19 protein-coding genes, 1 tRNA gene and 2 pseudogenes are annotated in these 20,794 nt (G+C 63.2%); 7 read left to right on the top strand and 15 right to left on the bottom strand.

What is annotated here, in order from left to right; translation table 11 throughout:
• Positions 1-224: 224 nt before the first annotated feature.
• The 6 genes and pseudogenes from NLN62_RS24050 to NLN62_RS24025 all read right to left on the bottom strand — a co-directional run bounded on the left by NLN62_RS24050 (position 225) and on the right by NLN62_RS24025 (position 4,269).
• On the bottom strand, positions 225-677 hold the full coding sequence (locus NLN62_RS24050) for a pyridoxamine 5'-phosphate oxidase family protein (protein WP_254110443.1): 453 nt from the start codon (positions 675-677) through the stop codon (positions 225-227).
• 428 nt (positions 678-1,105) lie between these two features.
• A pseudogene (locus NLN62_RS24045) lies at positions 1,106-2,455 on the bottom strand (MFS transporter).
• A 64-nt stretch (positions 2,456-2,519) separates the two neighbouring features.
• The gene (locus NLN62_RS24040; RefSeq protein ID WP_254113885.1) at positions 2,520-2,825 is read right to left on the bottom strand and encodes a hypothetical protein; all 306 of its coding nucleotides are present in this window, start codon (positions 2,823-2,825) and stop codon (positions 2,520-2,522) included.
• A gap of 176 nt (positions 2,826-3,001) precedes the next feature.
• A tRNA-Glu gene (locus NLN62_RS24035) sits at positions 3,002-3,076 on the bottom strand.
• Between the two features lie 148 nt (positions 3,077-3,224).
• Complete coding sequence (locus NLN62_RS24030) at positions 3,225-3,815, bottom strand: DUF2846 domain-containing protein (RefSeq protein ID WP_254110442.1); 591 nt, start codon at positions 3,813-3,815, stop codon at positions 3,225-3,227.
• Between the two features lie 112 nt (positions 3,816-3,927).
• Entirely contained in the window at positions 3,928-4,269 is a 342-nt protein-coding gene (locus tag NLN62_RS24025) for a hypothetical protein (RefSeq protein ID WP_254110441.1), read from the bottom strand.
• On the opposite strand from NLN62_RS24025, the gene NLN62_RS24020 reads away from it, so the two are divergent.
• The 3 genes from NLN62_RS24020 (at position 4,268) to NLN62_RS24010 (ending at position 7,235) form a co-directional block, all read left to right on the top strand.
• A complete protein-coding gene (locus NLN62_RS24020) occupies positions 4,268-5,275 on the top strand; it encodes an RluA family pseudouridine synthase (RefSeq protein ID WP_254110440.1) in 1,008 nt (335 codons plus the stop codon). The genes NLN62_RS24025 and NLN62_RS24020 overlap by 2 nt on opposite strands.
• Positions 5,276-5,495: 220 nt before the next feature.
• Positions 5,496-6,395: an RNA polymerase sigma factor RpoH gene (gene rpoH / locus NLN62_RS24015; protein ID WP_027525262.1), complete on the top strand. Its 900-nt coding sequence runs from the start codon at positions 5,496-5,498 to the stop codon at positions 6,393-6,395.
• A 417-nt stretch (positions 6,396-6,812) separates the two neighbouring features.
• Positions 6,813-7,235, top strand: coding sequence for a hypothetical protein (locus NLN62_RS24010; protein ID WP_254110439.1), 423 nt, complete (start codon positions 6,813-6,815; stop codon positions 7,233-7,235).
• Positions 7,236-7,401: 166 nt separating this feature from the next.
• Here the strand turns inward: NLN62_RS24010 and NLN62_RS24005 are convergent, their stop codons facing one another.
• The 4 genes from NLN62_RS24005 to NLN62_RS23990 form a co-directional block, all read right to left on the bottom strand.
• A complete protein-coding gene (locus tag NLN62_RS24005; protein WP_254110438.1) occupies positions 7,402-8,025 on the bottom strand; it encodes a peptidoglycan recognition family protein in 624 nt (207 codons plus the stop codon).
• 39 nt (positions 8,026-8,064) lie between these two features.
• Positions 8,065-9,285, bottom strand: coding sequence for a GGDEF domain-containing protein (locus tag NLN62_RS24000; protein ID WP_254110437.1), 1,221 nt, complete (start codon positions 9,283-9,285; stop codon positions 8,065-8,067).
• Positions 9,286-9,868: 583 nt separating this feature from the next.
• Positions 9,869-10,480 (bottom strand): LysE family translocator, encoded by a 612-nt coding sequence (locus NLN62_RS23995; protein ID WP_027525258.1) that lies wholly within the window; start codon positions 10,478-10,480, stop codon positions 9,869-9,871.
• A 53-nt stretch (positions 10,481-10,533) separates the two neighbouring features.
• On the bottom strand, positions 10,534-10,908 hold the full coding sequence (locus NLN62_RS23990) for a response regulator (RefSeq protein WP_027525257.1): 375 nt from the start codon (positions 10,906-10,908) through the stop codon (positions 10,534-10,536).
• 128 nt (positions 10,909-11,036) lie between these two features.
• Here NLN62_RS23990 and NLN62_RS23985 point away from each other — a divergent pair, with 128 nt between their 5' ends.
• On the top strand, positions 11,037-11,867 hold the full coding sequence (locus NLN62_RS23985) for an SDR family oxidoreductase (RefSeq protein ID WP_254110436.1): 831 nt from the start codon (positions 11,037-11,039) through the stop codon (positions 11,865-11,867).
• 311 nt (positions 11,868-12,178) lie between these two features.
• On the opposite strand, the gene NLN62_RS23980 is transcribed toward NLN62_RS23985, so the two are convergent.
• Together NLN62_RS23980 and NLN62_RS23975 are read right to left on the bottom strand one after the other, a co-directional pair.
• Complete coding sequence (locus tag NLN62_RS23980) at positions 12,179-12,985, bottom strand: lytic murein transglycosylase (RefSeq protein WP_027525255.1); 807 nt, start codon at positions 12,983-12,985, stop codon at positions 12,179-12,181.
• A gap of 88 nt (positions 12,986-13,073) precedes the next feature.
• Positions 13,074-13,691: a DUF6498-containing protein gene (locus NLN62_RS23975; RefSeq protein ID WP_254110435.1), complete on the bottom strand. Its 618-nt coding sequence runs from the start codon at positions 13,689-13,691 to the stop codon at positions 13,074-13,076.
• A gap of 258 nt (positions 13,692-13,949) precedes the next feature.
• Between NLN62_RS23975 and NLN62_RS23970 the strand changes: the two genes are divergently transcribed.
• The 3 genes from NLN62_RS23970 to NLN62_RS23960 all read left to right on the top strand — a co-directional run bounded on the left by NLN62_RS23970 (position 13,950) and on the right by NLN62_RS23960 (position 15,780).
• Positions 13,950-14,477 carry a hypothetical protein gene (locus NLN62_RS23970; protein WP_027525253.1) on the top strand — a complete coding sequence of 176 codons (528 nt, stop codon included), beginning with the start codon at positions 13,950-13,952 and terminating at the stop codon, positions 14,475-14,477.
• Positions 14,478-14,686: 209 nt separating this feature from the next.
• Complete coding sequence (locus NLN62_RS23965; protein WP_027525252.1) at positions 14,687-15,028, top strand: hypothetical protein; 342 nt, start codon at positions 14,687-14,689, stop codon at positions 15,026-15,028.
• Positions 15,029-15,543: 515 nt separating this feature from the next.
• The gene (locus NLN62_RS23960) at positions 15,544-15,780 is read left to right on the top strand and encodes a hypothetical protein (RefSeq protein WP_027525251.1); all 237 of its coding nucleotides are present in this window, start codon (positions 15,544-15,546) and stop codon (positions 15,778-15,780) included.
• 18 nt (positions 15,781-15,798) lie between these two features.
• Here NLN62_RS23960 and NLN62_RS23955 read toward each other — a convergent pair.
• The 3 genes and pseudogenes from NLN62_RS23955 to dnaG all read right to left on the bottom strand — a co-directional run.
• A pseudogene (locus NLN62_RS23955) lies at positions 15,799-15,885 on the bottom strand (thiol-disulfide oxidoreductase); the annotation flags it as partial.
• Positions 15,886-16,086: 201 nt separating this feature from the next.
• Complete coding sequence (gene rpoD / locus NLN62_RS23950) at positions 16,087-18,246, bottom strand: RNA polymerase sigma factor RpoD (RefSeq protein WP_027525250.1); 2,160 nt, start codon at positions 18,244-18,246, stop codon at positions 16,087-16,089.
• 378 nt (positions 18,247-18,624) lie between these two features.
• Complete coding sequence (gene dnaG, locus NLN62_RS23945) at positions 18,625-20,631, bottom strand: DNA primase (protein WP_254110434.1); 2,007 nt, start codon at positions 20,629-20,631, stop codon at positions 18,625-18,627.
• Positions 20,632-20,794 lie beyond the last annotated feature (163 nt).

Below are 20,794 nucleotides of genomic sequence, written 5' to 3'. Positions count from 1 at the left end.
CACTCTAGGCCCGAGCACGCCTATCATTGAGTGTTGCGGATGCCGTTCAACTACATGCCGAGGTCGTTCGTCACGGCTGCTCGGCCTGTCCTGCGGTTGAGGCGGGCTACCGGGCCGGCCTCTTTTTTCGGTCACCTTCACATGCGGTCCGGCCGCGAATCCGAACGGCAATTGTCAGTGTTCACTTCGAGCGCACCGCGCGCCTCAAGGCAAGATGCGGCTGTTTAGCAGGCGATCAGGTCGGTATGTCCAAATCCCAATGAGTAGTCGAGAAGAGAGACGATCGTGGGTGTCAGGCGGAAGACGCAGACGTCCGACGTTTTCGGCATCGGGAGATCAAGGCCCTTCTGGTTCGGATATCGCGAGATCAGGAACCGCAAGGCTTTTTCGAATTCAGCGGGATCCGTTACGATCTTCGCGCGCGCCGCCATCGATAGGCCAGTGATGTCCATCACTTGCGCGGTATCGCTATCCACGGCAAGCGAAACGCGATCGTCCCTCGCCAAGTTAGCTGCCTTCTGACTGTCCGCTCCGCATAGGAAATAGATAGCCAGCCCATCGTTGGCGTAGCCGACGGTAGTCACCTGGGGCCAACCGTCAGGTCGCAAAGTCGCGATCCTCATGGTCCGGTGCTGATTCAGAAGCTGAAGGATTTTACGCCTGAACGTCTCGTCCATTGGCCTCCTCCGTTTCAAATAAAATAGCTCCGAAGTAGTGTGCGCTTTTTGAGGCAGGTCAAATCTCGCCGAAGAAGCCGGAGCCAAGCCCACCAGAGCGGCGGCCAAGCCCTGCCGCAGTCGGCCTGACCAGCCAACGTTCGCTTCCTGCGTGTTCCGCCGGCAGTACCTCGCGGGGCGTCCCAGAGCGAAACGGATCGCGTCCTGCACATCATGAAGAGTGTGGAACCACTTCTCTGCGCTTCCGCGGCGTTGAGCTTGACGGTGTCTCGGATCTCCGTCCGGTGGCGCTGGACGCTATCCGCGTGCCGACCTGGTCGTGACGACACGGGCACGATCTGAGCGGCTGCTCGCAACCGGACGGCACGCCGTCCCCAGAAGATTCGACTCGAAGAAGCGAGTACGGAATAGCGATGGAGCGACCGGCGTTACCACTCGGCGCTTTCATGCGTCTCCATAATCGAGATATCGGCAGGTGGAATGATTGCATCCAGCGAATCCCCATATGGCCAACGGTGATGCACTAGGGATCTGTCAATCCACCCAAACAATTCTCGAATCCAGGGAACGCTAAACCAAGTCAGCGCCGCAACTTGTACGGCAACGCTCAAGCCAAAGGCAACTTGGTAGGCAATTAGTGGATAATGCCCATCTTGAACGGACCATTGCTCCAGTATGAGTCCGGTTCCACACTGAACCGCGAAGGCCCACCCGAAATGCAAGACGTTCAGGCTTCCATTGGCGCGAGCCGCGAGTTCGGTTGGAAAGTATTCTGCGATCGTCGCGTAGCTGAGGACAGTGGCGGCGCCGACAACAGCAACCACTGACCATGGCAGCATCGACGGAAGCGGTAGACGCAGGATCAGTGCGAGCTCAGCCAAGACGAACAGTAACGCCATCACTGCGAGCAGCGTTTCCGAACCGATACCGCGCCTTCGCAACCGGTCGGCAATCGTGCCCAGCAGGAGGGCGCCGGCGCAAATGCCGATCGCCATGACGAACAATTGGTTCACCAAGGCTTCGCGGTTCAGTCCCTCGACATCCCTGAGCCAGGGCGCGGCCCACAATGCCTGCAACGACCAGGCCGCCCCGACGCAGCTCGCGGAAAGAGGTGCAATTCGCCAGAAACGTCGATCCCCGAAGATCGCTTCCAGCCGAAGCCCTGCCGGTCGTGCCTTCTGTGCAATCTTGCTCTCCGGGACCGCTAGAAAGATTAGAAGGGCGGCCGCGAGCGTTGTGATCGCCAAAACCTCGAATATTCCGCGCCAACCCATTGCATTCAGCAACCATTCGGCAGGTCGGGTTGCCGTCACCGCACCCAAAGCACCGAGCATGATCATATAGCCGTTCATCAGCGCGACCCGTTCTCTGGGAAACCAGAGAACGATCGCTTACAGACCAGCCATCAATGCGGCCGCGACGCCGAGTCCAATCATTGCGCGGGCGAGCAGGAGCGACAGGAATCCGTTCGAAGCACCGAACAGAGCGGCCCCTAGGGCCGCGCCCAGCAACAAGGCGCTCTGAACCCGCCGTGGGCCAAAGCGATCCAACAAGATTCCGATTGGAATCTGGGCGGCCCCGAAGATCAGGAAATACACAGATGTCAGCAGCCCGAGACTGCCGGCATTCAGACTAAGGTCGGCCGAAAGGGGTTCAGATATCAGCGTATTGATCGTTCGGAACAGATAGGAGAGATAGTAGCCTGCCGCAAACGGCAGAAAAACGCCGAGTATCAACCGCGATTTCGGAAGTCGCCCCGCGGCACTTGCCTCGGGGATTGTGGGTGCGGCAGATGGGACGAGCGGGACCTGGCCTGCCCTCCTTCCGGCCGACTCAGTCGAGTCAGCAGAACGCGTTTGGTAAATTTCGAAAGTTGCGGTTGCTGCCGTCCTCCTGGACGGCAGCCATCTGCTTAGATTCCACGTCTGGAGCGGCGTCCGCGAGGACGTCGATCTGATCTTCTGAACGACCGGACACGGTTTCCGCATCGCGCTCAAGCGGAGGGACGTCGCGCTCGGTCATACTGAGACTGGCGATCGTCTCCCGCATCAGCGGCCGGCCCGAGCGCACACGCCGATCAACCTGCTCGGCCAGGGCCTTGAACCGCCGATAGCGTACGTCAGCGGCGGTTTGGATACTTCCGGACACCAACGGGCGACGAGAAAATTTTTCGCGAATGCGCCAGGCACAGTGAGGCGTCGCGCCGAGGCTGGTCTGCCAATATCGTCAACAAATTTCACAAGCGTTCGCCGCTGTTCACCAGCGTCTTATTCAACCATTATTCAACGAACGCGGCTGATGGCTACCTAAGTGCCTGAGATTGCTGGCGCTCCCTAGGGGAATCGAACCCCTGTTTCAGCCTTGAGAGGGCCGCGTCCTAACCGCTAGACGAAGGGAGCGTGAGGGACACGACATAGCCGCGAATTCCGCTGGCGGCAAGCCTCGATCAGGGGCGAAAAGGCCTGTTATGCAAAGTGACCGCGGCTCAAGCTTAACCATGTGATGGCCGGGCGGGGCGCTGCTCACCAGCGAAACCGCCGGGAACACTCAAGGCGTCTTGAGTTTCTCGATCGCGGCAGCGCCGGCGGCCGGCTCCGGCCGAAACAGCCCCGCGCCGGCAAATGCGGACTTCAATGGCGACGTCGATCGGATCTGCTGCCCGCTGCTGCCTGCGATAGCCTGGTTGAGCAGGTCCTGACCGATGGGGCCGGTCCGCTGCGTCCCGACCCCGAAGTAATAGGTCTGGCCGGCCTCGATCGGGACTTCGACCTCGTAGTCCGCCATGGCCATCGTGGTGTGCGAGGCGATCTTGTGGACGCCCGGCGGACGATCGACAACGAAATACGACCCCATCTCGATCTTGCCCACGGGCTTGCCGTCGATCTTGATCTCCGAAGAGGCAGCCAGCCCACCCATCGCGCCGAAAATGCCCTTCTCCCGCAGGAAATACAGCCGCGCGAGCCGAGCTTCCTTTGGTTTGACCTGAGCTGTGAGTTGTTTGGACTGCGCAGGAGATCCTGCCGGTTTGGTCTGAGGTCCGGCCTGGTTGGGCTGCGCTGCAAGCGCCGCAGCACCAGTGCATCCGACCCACCCGATGACGAGCGCAATTGCTACGACGCGTGACTTGATACCACCCATTCCCAGTCCCAGCCCATATTCCCCGGACTGAAGCTAAATCAGAAGTTGCGGGACAGGACAACACTGACCAAGGACCGATCAACGATTTCAGTCACAACGCGTGTCGTCCGCGCTACGGCTCGTTGGCAAATTTCAGCTTTCCAGCCGGCTTCAGTGTGTGGGCGTCGTAGGTGCGGATTTCGGTCACTCCGCCGACGTCGAGCGTGATCACGAGTCGGTCTCCGGCGACCCCGCTCGAGACGATCCTGGCGCCCTTCGGCAGGGTGGCGGTGACGTCACCTACGGCCTCGGCCGCCCTTCCCTCGGACTTGAAAAGGCGGTAGCCCACCGCGATCAGCACGGCGCATATCGCCAGCGCCGTGGTCAACCCCGCGATCAGCATCATCCGCCGCACCCGCGCGAACAGCGCGGCTTGCTCGGGGGTCGGTTCGGGAACAGCGGTTTCGGTCGTCATGCAGGGCTCTGGGTCAGCGCAAAAGTTGGAGGTTGTCGTCGCCGGCGACGAGGGTTCGGCCCGGCTCGATCGGGTGCTGGCCGCCCGCCTGCCGGACCTGTCGCGATCAAGGCTGAAAACCCTGATTCTGGCGGGCTCGGTGACGTTTCGTTCGGAGGCGATCCGCGACCCCGCTTATCACGTCGCTCCGGGCGATACGATCACAATCGACGTGCCGGAAGCCGCCCCCGCCGAGCCCAAGGCTGAGGATATCGCGCTCGATATCGTGTTCGAGGATGACGACATCATCGTCATCAACAAGCCCGCCGGCCTGGTCGTGCACCCAGCGGCCGGGCACGAGACGGGCACGCTGGTGAACGCGCTGATCGCCCATTGCGGCAACTCGCTGTCCGGCATCGGCGGGGTGCGCCGGCCCGGCATCGTGCACCGGCTGGACAAGGACACCACCGGGCTGATGGTGGTCGCCAAAAACGACCTCGCCCACCAGTCACTGTCGGCGCAATTCGCCGACCACGGCCGCACCGGCGAGATGCGGCGTGGCTATCTTGCCTTTGCCTGGGGCGTGCCGAACCGCCAGCGCGGCACGGTCGATGCGCCGATCGACCGCCACCCGCACGCGCGGGAGAAGATGGCGGTCCGGCAAAGCGGCCGCGCGGCGGTGACCCATTGGGAAATCATGGAGAGCTTTGCCGGGCGCGACGGCAAGCCGGTGGCCTCGCTGCTCGCCTGCGAGCTCGAGACCGGCCGCACCCACCAGATCCGCGTCCACCTGTCCCATATCGGCCACCCCCTGCTGGGCGATGCCGTCTACGGCCCCCATTTCAAGACCAAGGCGAACCAGCTCGGGCCTGAATCGCAAGGGGCGCTGGCCGCCCTTGGCCGGCAGGCTTTGCATGCCTATCTACTGGTAATTGAGCACCCGCGAAGCGGAGAACTGCTGCACTGGGAACAGCCTCTGCCGGAGGATTTGCTTCTTCTCCAGGGCAGGCTGAAAGCGGCGCTATGACGCAGGCCCCTTCAGAAAAGCTTTACATTACAAAAAGTTATAGCAGCCACACGGGGACGTGACGTCAGTAATCCTTCCCTAAATGACCCCCCATGGGGTATATTGCGCCTGCGTTCGAAGATGATCGGACGCGGAACATCGCAGCCCGGCCGGCTTTAACACAGCGGTCGTCTGCCTGGCCCGCCGCTATCGGGGGCCTGAACCTTTGGAGGGCGCAAGTATGGCCCGTGCAGCCACGTTGCCGGTTCTGAATGGAGAATCCGGCCTTTCCCGTTACCTCGCCGAGATCCGCAAGTTCCCCATGCTGGAGCCCCAGCAGGAGTACATGCTCGCCAAGCGTTGGCGCGAGCACGACGATCGCGACGCGGCGCATCAACTCGTCACCAGCCACCTCCGTCTCGTGGCCAAGATCGCCATGGGCTATCGCGGCTACGGCCTGCCGATCTCCGAGGTCGTCTCGGAAGGCAATGTCGGCCTGATGCAGGCGGTGAAGCGATTCGAGCCCGAGAAGGGCTTCCGTCTCGCCACCTACGCCATGTGGTGGATCAAGGCGTCGATTCAAGAGTACATCCTGCGTTCCTGGTCGCTCGTGAAGATGGGCACCACCGCGAACCAGAAGAAGTTGTTCTTCAACCTGCGCAAGGCGAAGAGCAAGATCTCGGCGCTGGACGAGGGTGATCTGCACCCCGACCAGGTGAAGCTGATCGCGAGCCGCCTCGGCGTCACGGCTCAGGACGTCATCGACATGAACCGCCGCCTCGGCGGCGACGCGTCGCTGAACGCACCGATCCGCGACGACGGCGAGGCCGGCGAATGGCAGGACTGGCTGGTCGATACCTCGCCCAACCAGGAAGCCTTGATGGCCGAGCACGAGGAATACGATCATCGCCGTGACGCCCTGAACGGCGCCATGGGCGTGCTCAACCCGCGCGAACGCCGCATCTTCGAGGCGCGGCGCCTTGCGGACGAGCCGATGACGCTGGAAGACCTCGCAGCCGAGTTCGGCGTATCGCGCGAGCGCGTCCGCCAGATCGAGGTCCGCGCCTTCGAGAAGGTGCAGGCCGCGGTCAAGGGCACGATCGCGAAGCAGGAACAAGCAGCGCTAGAAGCCGCGCACTAAGCGCGAGATTTTTCAGCGCCAGAAATTGGCGGATCGAAGAGACAGAAAGCCGGCGGCAACGCCGGCTTTTTTTGGTCAATGATTGGAGCACTGCCACCGCAGTTGGCTTGGCGCGTTCTCAAAGGCGCAGGCTGCGGCTCGACCGCAATTGAGAACGGTGACGTCGAAAGCGTGATCAACGCTTCCCAGTCAATCATTCCCAATCAATCACGCTTGTCGCAGGACGTTTGCTGGTGTATGTGCTGCGCCCCGGCGCGATATCGCGCCCTTTTTTGTTCAACGCTCGGAAGGGAGGCGGCATGAAATTCAGATCGACACGTTTTGACCGCCGCCGCCCATCGGTGATCGGCGATCGGTCATGAGCTGAACGCCGCTTCGCGGCTGTTCTTCCGTTCATTCAATCCGGCTACGAGGGGCGTGACGCAACACGGCGTACGCCGTGTTGTCATGTATTTGCGGTTCGTTACACCGCTCATCCACCCGCACAGCCGCGTGGAGAGCGGCTTCTTTCGTGCGTCCTGGTATATCCATCGAAACAACTGTCCCGATTGGATTCGGCAAGAGCTCTCAGACCAGTTCACGTGGTTCGCACAGCATCTGCCGATTCCTGGGCGCATCGCGCGGCACTTCAAGCGGCGCGATTCGATCTGGGGCATTTGCTGGTTCGATCCCCAAGCCCGCGAGGCTGTCAGCCGCGCGCACTACTGCGCCTGGCTGCTTGAGGAGGGTGGCCTGCCGGTGCGCGTGATTACAACCTCGCGCCAGCGCGAGGTGATCTGGCGCGATGCACACCAGATCGTCACGAAGCCTTCCGCCGACCTTCCCAAGGCATTTCCCTGAGCATGGGAAGGCCCGGTGGGGATGACGAAGAAAGTCGAAAGCGGTCGCTTTTGATTTGCAGTCCGGCACCGGCGGTTTCGGCCCCCGGTTGCCGGACGCAAACCGGCGGCCCCCGGCATCGAGCGTGACGTTCGGCTCGCGCCTTGCGGAGACATCCGAATCCCCTCTACTCACCCCACTCCCTTGCCATCTTGGCCAAAGCACAGCCTTCGCAGTAGCGTCCGTCCTTGAAGTCGATCCAGTTGTGCGCATAGACGTGGTCGAGCGGGATGGCGTAGCGCGCCCGCAGGACGGCCACGAGGATGCGCCACGCCGCAATCTGCGCCCCGGTCGGCCCCGTCGTCACATCCGGAAAATTCCCGGCGAACTCGACACCGATCGAGTTGTCGCGCACGACCTGATGGTAAGTCGCGGAGTTGTCGATGAAGGCGTTGTCGTTGCGATTGGCGCCATCGCCATGGGTCGGCACGAGATTCTCAGCCACCGCCCAATAGACCGTGCCGTCGGTCTCGACCCATACCGTGACGCCGCGCCGCGTCGGGTTTTTCGATTGTGCCAGCGCCCCCATGCGGGCAGATCCCGCCGGCCCCTCGGTCTGGTGCACGATGATGTTGTGCCAGGCATGGGCAGCAGTGACGTCACCCCACGGCGCCAGCCAGACCATGTTCAGGCCGGGAATCGTCGGCGTGCCGGACGCCCGCGCCAGTCTGGCGAGGCCGGGATCGGTTGCGGCGGCCGGAGCGAGGAGTGCAAACGCGGCGAGCAGCGCCGCAAGAAGGCGGGAAAGCATGAGGTGGAATGGTCCGTTGCCCCTCCGCCTTAACATAGGTCAGGCGAACTTGCGTGCCACTTCGGTTTGCACGTGCGGCAGGTCCGGCTGGATCGGCGGCGCGGCATCGTAGATCGCGAAATCATTCTTGCCACTTTTCTTGGCGGCATAGAGCGCATGGTCGGCGTTCGCCATCAGCCGGTCGGGGAATTGACCGATGCCGCGCTCCCACTGGGCGATCCCGATCGAGACAGCGATCGGAATCTCGCCTCCTGAGCAGGTTTCGGCATCCCTGCGGCAAACCTCCAGCACACGGCTGGCGATCAGCGCGCCCTCGGTCTGGGTCGAGGACGGCAGCACGATGCAGAACTCGTCGCCGCCGGTGCGGGCGAGCATGTCGCCGGGTCTGAGGCGCGTCTGCGCCATCAGGGTGAAATGCTGCAGGCAGGCATCGCCCGCGGCATGTCCATGGGTGTCGTTGATGGCCTTGAAGCCGTCGAGATCGATGACCAGCAGCGAGAACGGCTTTCCGCTCCGCTCTGACCGGGCGCATTCCTCGGTGAGGCGCTGCAACAGGTGCCGCCGGTTGGCTACGCCCGTGAGGTCGTCGAGCAGCGCGAGATCGGCGACCTCATTGCGCAGGCGCTCGATCGCCATCAACAGGCAGCCGAAATTCCAGGCCATCGCCAGGAACACCAGCACCAGGATCAGCGCGGCCTGCAATCCGTTGAAATTGATTGCGGTGATGGCGCCGCCAAGTCCGATCAGCGCGGCGACGGAACGGATCAACTGGGCGGCGAGCAGCATGAAGGCGACGATCGCGGCGAGCCGCGCGCCTGGATTTTCCCGGCCATCCTGCTTGCCGAGGAGAAGCGGCAGCACCATCAGGATCGGTGTCGACTGACCCAGCGAATAAATCACGACGCGCGCGGGCATGTAGTCGATCACGACCAGAAACCAGGCGAGGCCTGCCGTGGTCAGCAGCGAGACCGCGATCGCGGTGGGCCAGGATATCGGCTTGTTGTAGAACCGCGTCACGCCCATGCAGGCGAGCCAGGACGAGAAGATCATCAGCCCGCCGCCGGCAATCAGCGGAAAGCGTTGATCCATTACGCCGCGCAGCATGCTGATGCCGGCGCCGACCGCAGCCAGCACCGCAGCCGCCGTCCAGAACCGCGCCGCCTCGAATTTGGGATAAGCGTTGGCCACGTAGGCCCAGATCAGGCCCAGCGCCGAGAAGTTGAGGACGATGACGATCCAGAGTGTCGACACGCTCAGCATGGCGACCGCGCGACGTGCATCGTCGCGCCCTCTCCGTTTGGCAGCCGTCCGTCCATAGCCATCCCCGTCTTGTTGCGGGGGACAATGCGCGTGGCGCGCTTAACGGAGTCTCACCGCGATCCGCGAAAGCGCGCCTTTGGTTTTGGATTGATGAACGCCGCGCGTGCGTCGCCGGATCGTTAGCCATGCCGCGCGGGCGTCCCGAAGGACGCCGGCGAGGCGGATTCGCGGACGGAAATCACCCGTAAAAGCGTTTGAGCTGTGGATAACGCGATGACAGCGGCGTGACAGCGCGGGGCAGGCGCCCGCGAATCTGCTGAGTTTAGTGTCGAGGATGTTGCGAGGCTGGCCCTCCGCCGAGCATCCCTCGTGTCGCGTTCCACCATTAACCCTTGAGAGGATACTATGGCTAAGAAAGCGAAGAAGGCGAAGAAGGCGAAGAAGGCCAAGAAGGCGAAGAAGAAGTAACGCTACTTCTTGTTCTTTGCCCGGGTGGAGCCTCGCTCCGCCCGGGCGTCAGTGGGACGGGTCTAAGAAACGGCGGGCGCAAGGCCCGCTTTTTTGTTGGCCGGGAGGGAGAGCGCTACCGCTCCGCAAACGCCAGCTTGGCGCCCAGTGCGGCGAAGCCGGCGGCAAAGCTGCGGCGCAGCCAGGCCATGACGTGGGGACGGGAAATGACGCGCTCGCGGACGGAGGCGGCGAACAGGCCGTAGACCACGAACACGGCAAAGGTCATCGCCATGAAGACGCCGCTCAATTCCAGCATCCGCGCCAGCACATGGGCCTCATCAGCGGCAATGAACTGCGGCAGGAAGGCGAGGAAGAAGATCGAGAGCTTTGGATTGAGGATGTTGATCAAAAATCCCGTGACGATCACCCGCCAGCTCGAACGCTCCTTGATCCGCCCCTCCACCGCCAGCGCCCCGGTCTCGCGCAGCGCCTGCCAGGACATGTAGAGCAGATACACCACCCCGCACCATTTCAGCGCCGCAAAGGCGAGCGCGCTGGTGTGAAGCACGGCGGCGAGCCCAAGCATCGCCGCCGTCATATGCGGCACGATGCCGAGCGTGCAGCCGAAGGCTGCGGCAACGCTCGCCCGCGAGCCGCGCGTCAGCGCCGCCGCCAACGTATACAGCACGCCGGTGCCTGGTGAAGCGACTACGATCAGGGATGTCAGCAGGAAGGACAAGGTCATGACCGGACCTTATCATCGCATTTGACGGCGAGAAAGCGACGCCCGAACGGCGGTCAGGACATCTGTGCGAACTCGGCCTCCCGCAGCACGTCCAGCGGCGCCCAGGGTTTTGGCCAGAATTTTGCGCCGTCGGGCAAGGCTTGCGTCAACGGCCGGCCGGAGGTGACGACGACGTCCAGCCCCGGATTGCGCGCCTTGGCGATATGGGCCAGTTCGACCCCGTTCACGTGCCCGGCGAGCTGCACGTCGGTCATCATTAGGCACAGCGTGCCACCCGCGACGTCGAGGACATGCCGGGCATCGTCACCGCTCTCGCACTGGATGACGTGATAGCCGCTCTCCTCCAAGAGAAGGCTGAGCATCTCGCGCTGCATGGCATCGTCCTCGACAATCAGTGCCACCGAACGAAATGGCCGGGCCTGTCCCATAGGCTGCTCCTGATATTGCTGGTCATGGACCTCAACTATCGTAGGTTAAAAAGGGAACCGCGAATTGGTTCGGCTCCGGACCAAATATTGTAAGTAGTGTTCCCTTCTTTGAACCCATGGAGCCCACCATGACAGCGATCCGCGGCGCCGCCGCCATCACGGGAGCCTCGAGCGGCATCGGCCGCGCGCTGGCGATCGAGTTCTGCCAGCGCGGCTGCGATCTCGCGCTCGCCGATCGCGACGAGGCCGGACTGAAGGCGCTGGCCGCCGAGATCGGCGGCAAAACCAAGGTCAGCGTGCATCGCGTCGATGTCGCAGAGCCAAGCGAGATTGCGCGGTTCGCGACCGAGGCGGTCGCGGAACACCCCGAGCTCAACATCCTCGTCAACAATGCCGGCGTCGCGCTGCTGGGCTCGTTCGAGGAGATCGACCAGGCGCAGATGGAGTGGCTGTTCAACATCAATTTCTGGGGCGTGGTGCACGGCACGCGCGCCTTCCTGCCGCATCTGAAGACGCGGGAGGCGGCGCATATCGTCAACGTTTCCTCGATCTTCGGCATCATCGCACCGCCCGGACAGACCGCCTATGCGGCCGCGAAATTCGCGGTGCGCGGCTTCTCTGAAAGCCTGCGCCACGAGCTTGACGTCGCGGCAAGCCAGGTGAAGCTGTCGGTGGTGCATCCCGGCGGCATCGCCACCAACATCGTACGCAATTCGCGCGCCGGCGTCGGCGTCACCGACAATGCCCGCCGCGCGCAGTCGATCGAGCGCTTCGAGGCCGCGGCGAGGACAACGCCGAAGGACGCTGCACTGCGCATCATCAGGGGCATCGAGCGCAACGAGCCACGCATCCTGATCGGCAACGACGCCCGCTTCATGGATCTCCTGCAGCGCTTCCGCCCGGCAACGTATTGGAAGCCGTTGCAGCGACGGCTGGAGAAGATGGCGCAGGGGAAGTGAGGTGTGGCTCGCGTGGTGGGCGCAAGGCTGCGGCCTCACCACACCACCGTCATTCCCCGCGAAAGCGGGGAATCCAGTACGCCGCGGCTTCTCCGCCTTCGTCACCGCCTCTGGAATACTGGATCGCCCGCTCCCGTGCGCAATTGCGCACGAGGCGGGCGATGACACCGGAAGCACGGGACGGCGCTTGCCACAAGCTCGTCATTGCGAGCGCGGTTCGTAGGTGAGCAAAGCGAGGGTGCCCACCGTGTGAGTCCGCGAAAGAGGTGGGCACGGCGCGCTGCGCCTTTGCCCACCCTACGAATTTCTCCTCACTGCCCCATCAGCCGATCGGCAAAATAGCCGATGGTCTTGCGATAGATCAGCGCCCTGTTCCATTCGCGCATGGCTTCGAAATTGGCGGTGCCTTCGCCATAGGGCTGGCCCATCTTGAAGCCGTTGGTGTGCAAGAGGTTCGCGGTCGAGGCGAGCACGTCGGCGGCGCTGTGGCGGAGGTCGACGCGGCCGTCGCCGTCGAAATCGACGCCGTACTTGATGTAGGACGACGGCAGGAACTGCGTCTGCCCGATCTCACCGGCATAGGCGCCGATCAGGTCGCGCAGCGGCAGGTCGCCGCGCTGCACGATCTTGAGCGCGGCGAGCAGTTCGCCCTGGAACAGCTCGGTGCGTCGGCAATCATGTGCGAGGGTTGCGAGCGTCCGGATCACCGGCAGCTTGCCCATGTCGCCCTTGCCGAAATCACTCTCCAGTCCCCAGATCGCGACCAGGATCTGCCTGGGCACGCCGAACTGCTGCTCGATGCGCGAGAGCAGCGCGGCATGGCGCTGGAGCAGCGCGCGCCCGCCATTGATGCGGCCGGGACCGACGCGGGTCGAAACATACTGCTCGAAGCTCTTGTTGAAGGTGTAGCGCTGGCGCCGGTCGAACGCGAGCACCGCGCCGTCCTGGGTCACGCCGCTGAACGCCGCGCTGGTCACGCTCGCCGAAACGCCAGCGGCCTGCGCCTCCGAAGCCATGCCGGCGACGAACGCATTAAAGTCGCTGCCACAGCGGGCGGCCCGCGCCGAGCCGCTGGCCAAGAGAACAATGAACGCGATGGCCAGACCGAATCGCAGCATATCGAATTTTCCTGAGATGATTTACGCAAAGCGCTGGCGATCATGCCCCGGAAAATCAGGCACGTCAAAGCTATGAGAGACTCATCTGCTAGCGGCGTCTCATATCAAACAACGTCTTCAATCCAATCAGGATGAGGAAGGGTGCGCGGCTGCCATAGCTGCGCGCCAACATCCCGCCGAAGATGATGCCGGCCTGCATCATCACGATCCGGACCAGCGTGGCACCGACGACGGACCCGAAAGCGTCCGCGGTCCCTGCATCAGGCGCATGAGGCCTCGCCCGCATACGGACATATCCAACGAGCCCGCCAAGGAACATCAGCGTCAGCGGCGCCCAGGCGCCGGAATGAAGGACGAAGGCCTGCACGAAGCTCAGCGGACCGGAGACACGCTGCGACCAGTCGCCGGAAAAGATCACCCACAGGAACAGGAGGTGCCCGGCCATGAACACGAGCAGCACGGCGCTAAACAACTTCACCATGTCGGAATTGGTGGCACGCCGCGTGCGGCCGTTGACGGTGATGTCGCCGAGCAGCGCCTGCGGCAGGCGCGCCAACGTCATCAGCATCCAGAAGCCCGCGACCGCAGTTTCCATCCAGTAGAGCATCAAAACCTGGAACGGATCCGTGCCGCGATAGAGCACGCCATAGAGCGGCAGCCCATTGGCGACCGCAGTCAGCAGGTTCTGCGCTATAAGGACGGGCATTGCGGGCGGTGGCGGGAGCGTCTGAAGTCGCGGTGAAGTGCAGGGCATTGACCGTTCGGGTCAGCCCATTAGTCGTCGCGGCATCGCGGACGGTTCGATCGCGGCAAAAGCCCCTCAAGTCATTTTTCCGCGAAACACGTGCGCGAAGCATGCGGGCGAACGTGCCCGGGAACATCACGACCGTCAAAGTGGTGCGGTTGATCCGCATCAATATCTTTCCGCGTGCGCTTTTCTAGACTGGCGTGAAAGGAGAGCTGCATGATCGGAATCACACTGACCGCGGACCAGATCCGCAACGCGCCGGCGCCGGTGCGGCAATGGATCGAGCAGCAGGTGAGCGCTTCGCTGGGACCGGTGCCGCAAGCCCCAAACGCCACGCCGCCGCAGGCCGCCCATCTCGTCGCTTGCAGCGTGGAGAACATCGCCGGCATCCTCGACCACATCCGCGGCGTCTTCCCGGCAGTCAACCTGCTGTTCGAATTCGGTCGTCCGGGCATCACCTACGGTCCGTCGACCGTAATGGCGTTCCGCCTGATCGACATTCTGCACCACACGCGGCTCGAGGACGTCGGCCAGGTCATCACGTGCCTGGAGATGATCAACGAGGCGTTGACGGTGGTGAAGAGCGATGCATCCGCGCGGTTCTGCGGCTTCGACAATGAAGGCCACTGCTTCATCGTGCCGCAAACGCAAGCGAGCATCGCCACGCTTTGGCAGACCATGCTCACGCGGCAGGAGACGACGCAGGAGAACGAGGCCGCCAAGCGCGTCCCGCCGGCGGCGTGACGCTGCGCGTCTCCTCCTTGTCATTCCGGGGCGGCCCAAAGGGCCGAGCCCGGAATCTATTGAACAGCAGAGTCGATGCCGCGATGGATTCGGGGCTCGCGCTGACGCACGTCCCGGAATGACGAGCGGAAAATTCTGCCCGTTACCGGGTTGAAGACTCGCCCGCCGGTGCTAACTTCGATCTACCGGTGCAGACAAAGCCGTACGTCATGCCCAACGATCAGCAACATCCTCAACGAAAGCGCCTCGCGCTCCTGCGCGTGCCCCTGTTCCGCCTGCTCGCCATCAACCTCGCGATCGGCGCCTGTGCCGCGACGCTGCTCGTCGGCGGGCTGCTCTGGCTGAATCCTGCACATCTGCGCGATCTCATCTTCGCCGACAGTTCGCCGGTCGTCGCGATCTTCCTCCTGCTCGGCTCGTTCCTCGTCACTTTCGGCTCGGCCGCGATGGGCAGCGCGATCATGGCGCAGGGACGCAAGGAGGATGACGGCGGATGCGGCGGCGGAAAGCTGCACCTGGCGCCGCAGAAGCTGATCGACGAGTCGCGTTAGTGTGCACGCATCGTCGAATGGCCATTGAAGCGCGATGGAACCGATGCAAACCGCTGCTGCTGCGTACAAACGCGGCGAGTTCCGATCGCGGCGCCGTGATCGGTATAGTTTGACCAGCCAAGCAAATCGTTCGAATCTCAAACATAAACGCGACAGCGATTAACTTATGTGTGTCACGCACGCAGCGACATCGCCCTGTCACAATTTTATCTTGCCAGCAGACCGATCCAGCGATAGAATTCTATCTTAAGTTGTTGCCCCTGCCAGCCCCGGGCGACGCTGAAGACCAAAAATAAACGGCGGGCTTTTCGGCCCGCCGTTTATTGAGGGAGGGGCACCAAAGGGCGCATCGGACCTTGCGAAGCGCCGGACGCTTCCATCCTGCAAACGGATTTCGTCGATCGATTGCGCAACCGGTCCCGCGGCCACAAGCTTTGCCACCAAGGCCCCGCGCTGACCACCGGCAAATCGCAAAGCCATTTGACTATGACGTTCTGATCGACGACAAGCCGCCCATGGCCAAAAAACCTGGAACCAATCCCAAAGGCGAATTCGCCTTCTTCAACGTCGTCTACGAAGACGATTCCCAACGCTCCAACCGTCGCGTGCCTGCCGAATTGCTCAGCGGCCTCGACGGCGACGAACCCGCACGCAGCTTCATCATGGAACAGGACCGCGAGATCGCCGAAAAGTCCGGCCGCCCGGCGCTCGAGATCAAGCGGATCGAACGGGTCGGGGCGAAGAAGAAGTAAGCCGACACAGGCAGGCGCTCACCAGCGCCCGCTCCGCTTATTCCAGGCAAACAGCAGATCGGCAAAGCGGTCGTAGAAGAACCGCGTGAACGGCAGCGCCACGCGCAACCTTTCATATTGCGGGAAACAAACGTGAAGGACATTTGTGTCGACCTCGCCAAGGCCGGACGGATTGACAATGTATGGGGCAGCGGCAATCGAAAACCGCGCGATGAAGATGTAATCCGACTAAGCTCGCAGTAGTGGCCTAAACAAGAAACGGCGGGCTCCCGCCCGCCGTTTTGGATGCCAAAAATGGCCTTCCGATCAGTTATCCAGGAAGCTCCGCAGCTTCCGGCTCCTTGACGGATGCTTGAGCTTGCGCAGCGCCTTGGCTTCGATCTGGCGGATGCGTTCGCGCGTCACCGAGAACTGCTGGCCGACTTCTTCCAGCGTGTGGTCGGTGTTCATGCCGATGCCGAAGCGCATGCGCAGCACGCGCTCTTCGCGCGGCGTGAGCGAGGCGAGCACGCGCGTGGTGGTCTCGCGCAGGTTCGACTGGATCGCGGCGTCGATCGGGAGGATCGCGTTCTTGTCCTCGATGAAATCGCCGAGGTGTGAATCTTCTTCATCACCGACCGGCGTCTCGAGCGACAAGGGCTCCTTGGCGATCTTGAGGACCTTGCGCACCTTCTCGAGCGGCATGCCGAGCTTCTCGGCGAGCTCTTCCGGGGTCGGCTCGCGGCCGATCTCGTTGAGCATCTGGCGCGAGGTGCGCACGATCTTGTTGATCGTCTCGATCATGTGCACGGGGATGCGGATGGTGCGCGCCTGGTCGGCGATCGAACGGGTGATCGCCTGCCGGATCCACCACGTCGCGTAGGTCGAGAACTTGTAGCCGCGGCGGTACTCGAACTTGTCGACCGCCTTCATCAGGCCGATGTTGCCTTCCTGGATCAGGTCGAGGAACTGAAGGCCGCGGTTGGTGTACTTCTTCGCGATCGAGATCACGAGGCGGAGGTTGGCTTCCACCATCTCCTTCTTGGCCTGGCGTGCTTCGCGCTCGCCCTTCTGCACGGAGTGCACGATCTTGCGGAACTCGCCGATCTCGAGACCGGTGAGGGCTGCGAGCTGATGCACCTCGTGACGGAGGTCCTTGATGCGGTCCTTCTCGTGATGGACGAAATTCTTCCAGCCCTTGGCCGAAAGTTTCGACACTCGGTTGAGCCAGCGCGGATCGAGCTCCGAGCCCGTATAGTTGCGCAGGAAGTCGTCGCGCGCGACGCCATGGCTGTCGGCTAGGCGCATGAGGCGCCCCTCGTGCGAGACGAGGCGCTTGTTGATGTCGTAGAGCTGCTCGACGAGTGAATCGATGCGGGCCTGGTTGAGGCGCAGCGACTTCACCTCGACGATGATCTCGTCCTTCAGCTTCCTGTACTTGCGCTCCTGGTGCGGCGAGAGCGACGGGCCGTGCGTCGTGCTCTCGAGCTGGTTCTGGATGTCCTGCTCCTGCAGCTTGCGCAGCTTCTTGTAGTTGTCGGCGATCTTGTCGAAGATTTCGACGACCTTCGGCTTGAGCTCGGCCTCGATCGCCGCCAGCGACATCTGGTTCTCGAACTCGTCGTCCTCGTCCATGTCGGCTTCGGCGGCGGCTTCCCCCGGATCCTTCTCGGCCTCGGTGCCGTTGCCGACACCGGGCGCGGGACGGAACGGGGTCGGCGACGGGGGCGCCGCGGGCGGGGCAACATGCGCGGGCGCGGCGGCAGTCGCCACAGCAGCTTCGCCGCCCTCGGCCGGCGCTTCACCGCCCTCGCCGGCGGGACCCCCGATCATAGCGGTGTTCATGCCGCCCTTGGCATCCGGGCCGGCATAGGTCGCTTCGAGATCGATGATGTCACGGAGGAAGATCTTGCCTTCGTTGAGCTCATCGCGCCAGATGATGATGGCCTGGAAGGTCAGCGGGCTTTCACAGAGGCCCGCGATCATCGCCTCGCGGCCGGCCTCGATGCGCTTGGCGATCGCGATTTCACCTTCGCGGGACAAGAGCTCGACCGTGCCCATCTCGCGCAGATACATGCGCACGGGATCGTCGGTGCGCTCGCCCGGCTCGCTCTTCTTGACCTCGGTGACGGCCTTCTGGGTGACTTCGACGAGCTCGTTGTCGTTCTCGTCCTCGCCGCCCTCGTCCTTGTCGTCCTCGCCTTCGCTGTCATCGGCTTCGGTGACGTTGATGCCCATGTCCGAGAGCATGGACATGATGTCCTCGATCTGCTCCGGCGAGGTCTGGTCGGACGGCAACACTTCGTTGAGCTGATCAAAGGTCACGAAGCCGCGCTTCTTGGCCTGCTTGATCATCTTCTTCACTGCGGCGTCGGACAGGTCGAGCAACGGTGAGGGCGCGTCCTGGGAATCCTTCTCCGGAGCGTCCGCTGCCTTGTCGTCCTTTTCCTTGTCCTTCGTCTGCAGCGTCTTTGCCTTGGTGGCCATCCATTGCTCCTAAACGCGCTTCATACAGGCGGCTCGCACGGCGCCTGCCTGAATTCACTTGAACCTGTTTCGACGCTCTCGCTTCGTCAGCTCTCGACACGGAAAGGGCGGCGCAAACCTCTTTCGCCACCCCAAAACTTCTCTCGCCGGATTTGCCTAACGCTTCGTGAGCACCTTCGTCGCCGGCGAATGCAGGTAGAGTGCCAAACAGCGAATGCGCGGATTTATTCCTGACGCGTCTGTTATGCCTGCGGCCGCCTGTTGGCCAAAGTGCTACAAGACAGTTAAGCCTCGATTAACCCTGTTTCTGCCGCCAAACCTTGGATTTGGCGAGTCTTTTTGCGGTTCCGGCCCCAACCGTCCGCATGATTCTTCGTTTTACACGCTCTTCTGAAACCGGCCCGACAGCTCGCCAAAACCCTCGATCAGGGCTTCGGTACCGTCGACCTCGGCCATCCTGGCCTTGACGTCACGCAGCCACGCCAAATTGGCCTCGCTGGGGTCTTCCCCCAAGGCCAGCTCGGCGTCTTTCAGCTCCCTAAGTAGTGAATGCCACTGCCGATGCAAGGCGACGAGCTGATTCCAGGTGGCAAGAACGTCATCCGGCGCCGCGCCCTCGCGCGCCCCGAACACGGCCTGGGTCGTAATGGCGCGATCAACCCTTTGAAGTAGCTGAGAAAATCCGCTCCGATCGAGGTCGGCGCGCATCTTCTCGGCCTGCGCGGAGGGGTCCGGGCTGTGATGATGGTCGTTGGCGAAGGCGGCGATAATACCGGCGCGGAGCTTGTGGGCCTCCGGGTGGGCGATCTCCAGCGCAGCCACCTCCTCCAGATGGTCGTGCAGGAGCCAGGGGTGATTGATCAGGCTTTGCAGAATCAGCGCCTCCCGGCGGGAAATGGCGCTGCGCTGCCCCCGCATGATCGGGCTTGCCGCGAGCTGCGGGCTCGCCGCCTGGTAGGGACCAGAGGGGATCGAGGCTGGAATCGGGCCGCCGCGGCGCCCCTGGCCGGCGAATCGATTCGCGCTGCCCCCGCCTCGGGGCTGGAAGGAGCGGCCGGGCTGCGAGCGGAAATTGCCGCGACCGGCGAAGCCGCCGCGGCCGCCCCCTTCCGGCGCAAAGGTGCGCTGGAGGCGCTCGGCGAGATCCTGGCGGTAGTAGCGCCGCACGACCTCGTCGCGGATGCCGTTGCTGAGCTCGTTGATGCGCGCCTCCAGCGCGGCGCGGCGCTCGGGCGTGACAAAGCTGCCGCCTTCGAGCTCGCGCGACCAGATCACGTCCGCAAGCGGCCGCGCCGCCGCGATCACTTCCTCGACCGCGCCGCGTCCGCCAGAGCGCACGAGATCGTCAGGGTCCTGCCCCTCCGGCAACAGCGCGAAGCGCAGGCTCTTTCCGGGCGCAAGGAACGGCAAGGCAAGGTCCGCAGCACGATAAGCGGCCTTCTGGCCGGCCTTGTCGCCGTCGAAGCAGAGGATCGGCTCGTCCGCCATCTTCCAGAGCAGTGCGAGCTGGCTTTCGGTCAGCGCGGTGCCGAGCGGCGCCACCGCACCGGCAAAGCCCGCAGTGACCATGGCGATGACGTCGACATAGCCTTCGACCACGATCAGCGGTGCACCGTCATGCGCAGCTTTCCGCGCGGTCTGGTGGTTGTAGAGATTGTCGCCCTTGTGGAAGAGCGGCGTCTCCGGCGAGTTCAGGTATTTGGCCGGGACGTCCTTCTCGAGCGCCCGCCCGCCGAAGGCAATGACGCGGCCCCGCAAGTCCGTGATCGGAAACATCACGCGGTCGCGGAAGCGGTCGTAGGGCACGGGAATGTCGTTGCCGGCGACGAGCAGGCCGGTCTCGATCATGTCCTCGACCGAGACGCCCTGCTTGCCGAGATGCTCCTTCAGCGCGAAGCGCTCGGGTGGCGGCGGCGCATAGCCGAGGCGGAACTGCAACTGCGTTGCAGGCGAGATGGCGCGATCGGCGAGATAGCCGCGCGCCTTGGCGCCAACCCGCGAGGCCAGCGTCTCCGCAAAGAACTTTGCGGCGAGCTCCATGACGTCATGCAGCGTGCGGCGGCGCTGCTCGTGACGCGCTGCATCCGGAGTTGCCGCCGGCAGCGGCAGGCCCGCCATGTTCGCAAGCCGCTCCACGGCCTCCGCAAACGGCAGGCCGTCGGTCTCCATCACGAAGTCGATGATGTCGCCGTGCTTGCCGGAGGAGAAGTCGTGGTAAAAACCCTTCTGGTCGTTGACGTAGAAGGAGGGCGTCTTCTCCTGCTGGAACGGCGAGAGCCCCTTCCACTCCCGCCCCGCCTTCTTCAACTTCACGCGCTTGCCCACGACTTCGGAAACCGAAAGCCGGGCACGCAGCTCGTCGAGGAATTGGGGCGTGAAGCGCATACGGTGATTCTAGCGCGAACGATGTGAGTCGGGCGAAGGGTTAGGGATATAGGGACGAAGGGGCGGAAAGTCAGGTTTGTCCGGCTTATCCGAGTTATTCGACCTATTCACAGGCCCCGTCATTCCGGGGCGCCCGAAGGGCGGCGCTCTTGAACCGCGCCGG

The sequence above is a fragment of the Bradyrhizobium sp. CCGUVB23 genome (assembly GCF_024199885.1).
GTDB lineage: Bacteria > Pseudomonadota > Alphaproteobacteria > Rhizobiales > Xanthobacteraceae > Bradyrhizobium.
This window is presented reverse-complemented; position numbering and strand designations above follow the sequence as displayed.